Annotated in this window: 4 protein-coding genes and 1 pseudogene; 2 read left to right on the forward strand and 3 right to left on the reverse strand. The window is 69.2% G+C overall.

Features of this window, described 5'->3' with window-relative positions; genetic code table 11:
• Nucleotides 1-77 precede the first annotated feature (77 nt).
• On the forward strand, nt 78-251 hold a 174-nt coding region (locus AOK24_RS50405; RefSeq protein ID WP_240553761.1), incomplete at its 3' end, for a response regulator transcription factor.
• Nucleotides 252-253: 2 nt separating this feature from the next.
• Nucleotides 254-666 (forward strand): annotated as a pseudogene (locus AOK24_RS09200) (LuxR C-terminal-related transcriptional regulator); the annotation flags it as partial.
• Nucleotides 667-778: 112 nt separating this feature from the next.
• Here the strand turns inward: AOK24_RS09200 and AOK24_RS09205 are convergent.
• The 3 genes from AOK24_RS09205 to metH form a co-directional block, all read right to left on the reverse strand.
• On the reverse strand, nt 779-2,362 hold the full coding sequence (locus AOK24_RS09205; protein ID WP_055719560.1) for an ABC transporter substrate-binding protein: 1,584 nt from the start codon (nt 2,360-2,362) through the stop codon (nt 779-781).
• Nucleotides 2,363-2,719: 357 nt separating this feature from the next.
• Nucleotides 2,720-3,415: an HAD family hydrolase gene (locus tag AOK24_RS09210; RefSeq protein ID WP_055719561.1), complete on the reverse strand. Its 696-nt coding sequence runs from the start codon at nt 3,413-3,415 to the stop codon at nt 2,720-2,722.
• 164 nt (nt 3,416-3,579) lie between these two features.
• Complete coding sequence (gene metH / locus AOK24_RS09215) at nt 3,580-7,098, reverse strand: methionine synthase (RefSeq protein WP_055719562.1); 3,519 nt, start codon at nt 7,096-7,098, stop codon at nt 3,580-3,582.
• Between the last annotated feature and the right edge of the window lie 127 nt (nt 7,099-7,225).

The raw sequence follows: 7,225 nt of genomic DNA on the forward strand, positions 1-7,225 counted from the left end.
CCCTCCCCCTCCGGGCCGCTCGCCCCCTTCTCCCCTCCGCAGGGCAGAATGGGCCCGGACTATCGAAGGAGACTTTCGTGGCCATCCGTGTCCTACTGGTCGACGACCAGCCGCTGCTGCGTACCGGCTTCCGGATGATTCTGGAGGCGGAGCAGGACATCGCGGTCGTGGGGGAGGCCGGTGACGGTCTACAGGCACTGGACCAGGTGCGGGCGTTGCAGCCCGACGTGGTGCTGATGGACATCCGGATGNNTCGACCTGGACGAGTACGTCGTGGAGGCCCTGCGCGCGGGGGCCAGCGGTTTCCTGCTGAAGGACGCGCCCGCGAACGAGCTGGTGCAGGCGATCAGGGTGGTCGCGGGCGGCGAGGCGATGCTCGCGCCCAGCATCACGCGCCGTCTGCTGGACAAGTACGCGACGCACCTGCCGTCCGGCGACGACCCGGTCCCCGACACCCTGCACACGCTGACCGACCGCGAGGTCGAGGTCCTGAAGCTGGTCGCCCGGGGCCTGTCGAACGCGGAGATCGCGGCGGACCTGTTCGTGAGCGAGACGACGGTCAAGACGCACGTGGGCCACGTCCTGACGAAACTGGGCCTGCGGGACCGGGTGCAGGCGGCGGTGTACGCGTACGAGAGCGGCTTGGTGCGCCCGGGAGCGCAGTAGGAGACCGACGCCGGGGACCAGCGCCCCCGGCCTCAACTCACCAGCGCGGGGCGCCTCTTCGAGAAGGGGCGCCCCGTTTTCGTATCCGAAGGACCCGAAGTGCCGGAAGACCTCAGCCCTTGCTGAGTTCCCAGAAGCGGAAGACCGTCGACGCGTCGAGGCAGTATTCGAGGCCGTAGACGGCGTCGCGGGTGACGGCGTACTGCTTGGCCTGCCAGACGGGGAGGACGGGGAGCTGGTCGGCGACGATGTCCTGGAGCTCGGCGTAGTCCTTGTCGGTGTCGGCGCGGTTGCTCTGGGCGGCGGTGCGGGGGATGAGGGTGCCGGTGATGGTCTCGTTGGTGTAGTGGTTGTTCAGGACGTTGCCGGCGCCGAAGAAGGGGGCGGTGAAGTTGTCGGCGTCGGGGTAGTCGGGGACCCAGCCCTTGACGTAGACGCCGTACCTGCCGGCCGCGATGTCCTTCTCGTACTGGTCGAAGGCGACGGACTTGACCTTCGCGTCGAAGAGGCCGCTGGCGTTGAGCTGGGCGGCGATGGTCTTGAGTTCCTGGTCGGTGGCGGGGCCGTAGCGTGACGGCGTGGACCAGAGGGTGAGCTCGACCTTGTCGGTGATGCCGCCGGCGCGCAGGGCCGCTTCGGCCTTCTCGGCGGAGGGGCGGGCGCCGTAGCGGTCGAAGAAGGCGGTGTTGTGGCCGGTGATGCCCGCGGGGATGATCGAGTACAGGGGGTCGGCGGTGCCCTGGTAGACGTCCTTGATGAGGGCGTCGCGGTCGATGAGGTAGGCGATGGCCTGGCGGACGGGGAGTTTCCCGGCGACGGGGTCCTTCATGTTGAAGACGAGGTGCTGGACCTCGGCGCTGGAGCCTTCGACGACGTCGACGACGTCCTTGGTGTCGGCGCTCTGCTGGACGTCGGTGATGTCGGCGGCGGTCAGCCCGCGGTAGGCGATGTCGACCTTGCCGTCGAGGAGGGCTTTCTTGAGTCCCGCCTGGTCGCCGTGGAAGAACTTGAGGGTGACGCCGGAGTTCTTGACCTGGGCGTTTCCCTTGTAGTTCGCGTTGACGGAGAACACGGCCTGGTCCTCGCCGAAGGATTCGAGTTTGTAGGGGCCCGAACCGACGGCTTCGCCGTCCTTGCGGAGGCCGTTCGTGTCGTACTGCTTGCGGTCGACGATGGAGCCGGCGCCGGAGGCGAGTTTGCTGGGGAAGGTGGCGTCGGCGACCTTGAGGCGGAAGACGACGGTGTGTTCGTCGGGCGCCTCGACCTTGTCGAGCATGGGGAACATGATCGCGGGGCCGGCGTCGTCGTTGATCTTCAGCATGCGGTCGAAGGAGTACTTGACGTCCTCGGAGGTGAGGGAGTCACCGTTGCTGAACTTCAGTCCCGATTTCAGGGTGCACTCGTAGACCTTGGTCTCGGTGTCGGTGAAGGTGCACTCCTTCGCGGCGTCCGGCTCGGGGTCGGTGCCGCCCTTGGGGAAGGAGAGCAGGGACTGGAAGACGTTGTTGAACAGCAGCCAGGAGCCGGGGTCGTAGCCGGAGGCGGGGTCGGTGGCGAGGACGTCGTCGGACATCCCCATGACCACGGAGGAGCCGCTGCCCCCGGAGGAGCCGTTCTCGGAGCCGCAGCCGGTCAACAGGCCGGAGGCGAGCCCTGCCACGATCGGGAGGACCGGCCACTGGGTGCGCTTGTTCACGTGTACGTGCCTTGTCGTCGGAATCTCGGTGTCTCGTCGGTCGGTTCGCGGCGACGATCGCGGGGATCTCGGGGTTGTTCTGTATGAGATTAGTGGGCGTCCGCGAGTCGCCTTGCGGTGACCGGAGTTGACGATTCCTCACGCTGTGGAGCCACATATGGACGGACCGGAGAACCGGGCCGGGAATGTTTCGTGCAGCGGTTCATCAATCGGGACACTTGGCCGGGCCGGGACGGGCCGGAATCCCGGTCCGCGAGTGGGGAACGTCACATCGCGGCGGGGCGGAATTCCAGTCGTTCCCCGGGAATGCCGGAGAACCGCCGTCATCCGTGAACTACCAGGCCACCGGGGTTTTCGTCAGCCGGTCACGAGGGCGCGCAGGAACGTCACGTCGACGTGTTCCAGGGACGGGACGACGGTGCGGCGGACGGCGGGGGCGATCGGGGCGACCGACGGGACGGCCACGACCTGGCATCCGGCGGCCTCGGCGGCGGCGACACCGGTCGCGGTGTCCTCGATGACCGCGCATCTGGCCGGATCTACGCCGAGCCGGGAGGCCGCGAGGAGGTAGGGCTCGGGGTGCGGCTTGGTGCGGGTGACCTCGTCGCCGGCGACGGAGAGCCGGAAGTGCTGGGGGCCGAGCGAGGTGAGGACGCGGTCGATGATGCGCCGGTGGGAGGCGGAGACCAGGGCGGTCGGCACGTCGTGCGCGGCGAGTTCGGCGAGCAGGCGGGCGGCGCCGGGCATCAGGGGCAGGGCGCGGCCGATGCGGTCCTCGAAGCCGTCGTTAAGCAGGACGGAGACTTCGTCGAGGGTGATGTCGGCGCCGGTGGCCTCGATGAGGAAGCCGGCGCTGCGGGTCATGGGGCCGCCGACCACGACATGCCGCCAGGAGTCGTCGAGGGTGTGGCCGAGGCGGGCGAAGATCTCGACCTCGATGTCCCACCAGAAGCCTTCGGTGTCCACCAGGGTGCCGTCCATGTCGAGCAGGACGGCCTGGAGGGCGGAGCCCTCGGCGGTGAGCGCTGCGGGTGCGGGGACCGTACTGGTCATCCACGACCTCCTTGTCGGACGAGAGGGACACGCAGGCCGGTCACTTCCCCGGGTGGGGAGGCGACCGGCCTGCGGTGGACCGACCAGTGTACGACTCGGCCGGGTGGAGCGCTTCCCGGTTTTCCGGCCCGGGTTCTTACAGACGCCGTGGCGGGCCGGAGGGTTCAGCGGGCGTTGAAGTACTTCGCCTCCGGGTGGTGGAGGACGATCGCGTCGGTGGACTGCTCGGGGTGGAGCTGGAACTCCTCCGAGAGGTGGACGCCGATGCGCTCGGGCTGGAGGAGTTCGGCGATCTTCGCGCGGTCCTCCAGGTTGGGGCAGGCGCCGTAGCCGAGGGAGAAGCGGGCGCCGCGGTACTTGAGGTCGAACATGTCGGTGATCTCGGCGGGGTCCTCGCCGCCGAAGCCGAGTTCGGCGCGCACGCGGGCGTGCCAGTACTCGGCGAGGGCTTCGGCCAACTGGACGGACAGGCCGTGCAGTTCGAGGTAGTCGCGGTAGGCGTTGGCCTCGAAGAGCTTCGCGGTCTCCTCGCCGATGCGGTTGCCGACGGTGACGACCTGGAGGCCGACGACGTCGGTCTCGCCGGACTCCTCCGGGCGGAAGAAGTCGGCGAGGCACAGGCGCCGTCCCCGGCGCTGGCGGGGGAAGGTGAAGCGGGTGCGCTCGTTGCCCTGCTCGTCGAGGATGATCAGGTCGTCGTCCTTGGAGACGCACGGGAAGTACCCGTACACGACGGCCGCTTCGAGCAGGTTGTCGGTCTGGAGCCGGTCGAGGAGGCCGCGCAGGCGGGGCCGGCCCTCGTTCTCGACGAGTTCCTCGTACGTCGGCCCGTCGCCCGCGCGCGCCTGCTTGAGGCCCCACTGCCCCTTGAAGAGGGCGCCCTCGTCGAGCCAGCTGGCGTAGTCCTTGAGGGGGATGCCCTTGATGATGCGGGTGCCGTCGAAGGGGGCCTTCGGTACGGGGTTGTCGATGGCGACGTCCGACCTGACGTGCCCCTCGTCCTCGGGGCGCTCCTCGGTCTGTACGGCGGCTGCCGCGCGGACCCGGCGCTGTTTCAGCTCGGGCAGGGCGGCGCCGGGGACGCCGCGCTTGACGCCGATGAGGGCGTCCATGAGGCGCAGGCCCTCGAAGGCGTCGCGGGCGTAGCGGACCTCGCCCTCGTACAGCTCGTGGAGGTCCTGTTCGACGTAGGCGCGGGTGAGGGCGGCGCCGCCGAGGATGACGGGGTAGTCGGCGGCGAGGCCGCGCTGGTTCAGCTCCTGGAGGTTCTCCTTCATGATCACGGTGGATTTCACGAGGAGTCCGGACATGCCGATGACGTCGGCCTTGTGTTCCTCGGCGGCGTCGAGGATCGCGGAGACGGGCTGTTTGATGCCGAGGTTGACGACGTTGTAGCCGTTGTTGGACAGGATGATGTCGACGAGGTTCTTGCCGATGTCGTGGACGTCGCCGCGGACGGTGGCCAGCACGATGGTGCCCTTGCCGTCGGCGTCCGTCTTCTCCATGTGGGGTTCGAGGTGGGCGACGGCCGTCTTCATGACCTCGGCGGACTGGAGGACGAACGGCAGCTGCATCTGGCCGGAGCCGAAGAGTTCGCCGACGACCTTCATGCCGTCCAGGAGTGTCTCGTTGACGATGTCGAGGGCGGGGCGGGTCGTCAGGGCGTCGTCGAGGTCGGCCTCCAGGCCGTTCTTCTCGCCGTCGATGATGCGGCGCTTGAGGCGTTCCTCCAGCGGCAGGGCGGCGAGTTCCTCGGCCTTGCCGGCCTTGAGGGACTTGGCGGTGGCGCCCTCGAACAGCGCCATCAGCTTCTGGAGGGGGTCGTAGCCCTCGGTCCGGCGGTCGTAGACGAGGTCGAGGGCGGTGGTGACCTCCTCCTCGCTGAAGCGGGCGATGGGGAGGATCTTCGACGCGTGGACGATCGCGGAGTCCAGGCCCGCCTTGACGCACTCGTCGAGGAAGACCGAGTTCAGGAGGATGCGGGCGGCCGGGTTGAGGCCGAAGGAGATGTTGGACAGGCCGAGGGTGGTCTGTACGTCGGGGTGGCGGCGCTTGAGTTCGCGGATGGCCTCGATGGTGGCGATGCCGTCGCCGCGGGACTCCTCCTGGCCGGTGCAGATGGTGAAGGTCAGGGTGTCGATGAGGATGTCCGACTCGCGGATGCCCCAGTTGCCGGTGAGGTCGTCGATGAGGCGTTCGGCGATCTCGACCTTCTTCTCGGGGGTGCGGGCCTGGCCCTCCTCGTCGATGGTCAGGGCGATCAGGGCGGCGCCGTGTTCCCGGGCGAGCTTGGTGACCTTCGCGAAACGGGACTCGGGGCCGTCGCCGTCCTCGTAGTTGACCGAGTTGATGACCGCGCGCCCGCCGAGCTTCTCCAGGCCCGCCTGGATGACGTCCACCTCGGTGGAGTCCAGGACGATCGGGAGGGTCGAGGCGGTGGCGAAGCGGCCGGCGAGTTCGTCCATGTCGGCGACGCCGTCGCGGCCCACGTAGTCCACGCAGAGGTCCAGCATGTGGGCGCCTTCGCGGATCTGCTCGCGGGCCATCTCGACGCAGTCGTCCCAGCGGGCCTCCAGCATGGCCTCGCGGAACTTCTTGGAGCCGTTGGCGTTGGTGCGCTCGCCGATCGCCATGTACGCGGTGTCCTGGCGGAACGGGACGGTCTGGTACAGGGACGCGGCGCCGGGTTCCGGGCGCGGGTCGCGGGGGGTGGGGGTGATGCCCCGGACGCGCTGGACGAGCTGGCGCAGGTGCTCGGGGGTGGTGCCGCAGCAGCCGCCGATGAGGGAGAGGCCGTAGTCCCGGACGAACGTCTCGTGGGCGTCGGCGAGCTCGGGGGCCGTCAGCGGGTAGGTGGCGCCGTCCTTGCCGAGGACGGGCAGACCGGCGTTCGGCATGCACGACAGGGGGACGCGGGCGTTGCGGGCGAGGTAGCGCAGGTGCTCGCTCATCTCGGCCGGGCCGGTCGCGCAGTTCATGCCGATCATGTCGATGCCGAGGGGTTCCAGCGCGGTGAGCGCGGCGCCGATCTCGGAGCCCAGCAGCATCGTGCCGGTGGTCTCGACGGTGACCGAGACGATGATCGGTACGTCGATCCCGGCGAGCTCGCGGGCGCGCTGGGCGCCGATCACGGCGGCCTTCGTCTGGAGGAGGTCCTGGGTGGTCTCGACGATCAGGGCGTCGGCGCCGCCCTCGATGAGGCCCTCGGCGTTCCGCTGGAACGCGTCCCGGATCGTCGTGTACGCGACGTGGCCCAGGGTCGGGAGTTTCGTGCCGGGGCCGATGGAGCCCAGGACCCAGCGCTGGCGGCCGTCGCGCGCGGTGTACGCGTCGGCGGTCTCGCGGGCGATCCTGGCGCCCGCCTCCGAGAGTTCGTGGACGCGCTCGGGGATGTCGTACTCGGCGAGGGCCGCGAAGTTGGCGCCGAACGTGTTGGTCTCGACGCAGTCGACCTCGGCGTCGAAGTACGCCTCGTGGACGGAGCGGACGATGTCCGGGCGGGTCAGGTTGAGGATCTCGTTGCAGCCCTCCAGGTCCTGGAAGTCCTCCAGGGTCGGCTCCTGGGCCTGGAGCATCGTGCCCATCGCTCCGTCGGCGACCACCACGCGGGTGGCGAGCGCCTCTCGGAGCGCGGACACACGGGTCCGGCTGTCGGCGGAAGGGGTCAGCGGCACAGAGGCCATGTAAGGGCTCCCTCAGGTGCGACGGCTGTCGGCTTTGGGGCCAGGGTAGCGGGGAGAGGGGGTCCGCCGTCAGGTCGTTCCAGGGGACGGACTGCGGGGGTCGAGTGATTCTCGTCCGGTCGGGGGG

The sequence above is a fragment of the Streptomyces niveiscabiei genome (assembly GCF_001419795.1).
In the GTDB taxonomy this organism is placed as follows: Bacteria; Actinomycetota; Actinomycetes; order Streptomycetales; family Streptomycetaceae; genus Streptomyces; species Streptomyces niveiscabiei.